The 576-nt window shown below is 36.8% G+C and carries 1 pseudogene; it reads right to left on the bottom strand.

The features are described 5' to 3' along the window. Positions 1-225: pseudogene (gene nagA, locus IQR33_RS01950) on the bottom strand (N-acetylglucosamine-6-phosphate deacetylase); the annotation flags it as partial. Between the last annotated feature and the right edge of the window lie 351 nt (positions 226-576).

Here is a 576-nt window from a genome sequence, read left to right as displayed (position 1 = left end):
TTCAGGGGTAATTGCATCGTTTAGCATTACACCGCCACAACCGTTCAACTGCAGATCGATAAAGCCTGGACTTAGATTAGCGCCTGCAAGGTCTTTTAGTTCGATGCTTTGAGGTAGCTCAGAAACCGGCACAATAGATTGAATAAGATCGTTTTCGATGATGACCGCATGATCGGTAAGAACATCACTACAGGTATAAATTTTACAGTTACTTAGCGCGTACATAGTCAGCTAGTCCTTATAGATGAGAATTCAATTTCTATATCGTTATCTAAGTAGAGACTGCTTCAGTCATATGGGTACTTAGTTTGTATCACTGAATTAGATAACGAGTCACATACAGCAAGTCGCGTTTTATCGATGTTATTGTCATAGTAACTAACTGAAAAGTAATAATTGTATGGTTTTTTTATGATTCTTTTTCAGAGCAAAGTTACAGTGATTTACCCGCCTAGATACCAAAATAACACTGATTCTTCCTTGCATAAAGTGCGAGAATATTATCTTTAAAACGCCATTTTTTCGTATAATAAAATAAGTTTTATGATCTCGCTAGCAAAAACCTTCCGAAAGGGC

The sequence above is a fragment of the Vibrio sp. OPT46 genome, assembly GCF_015163535.1.
Taxonomy (GTDB): Bacteria; Pseudomonadota; Gammaproteobacteria; order Enterobacterales; family Vibrionaceae; genus Vibrio; species Vibrio alginolyticus.
Note: the sequence above shows the minus strand (reverse complement) of the source record. Positions and strands in the feature narration are given on the sequence as shown.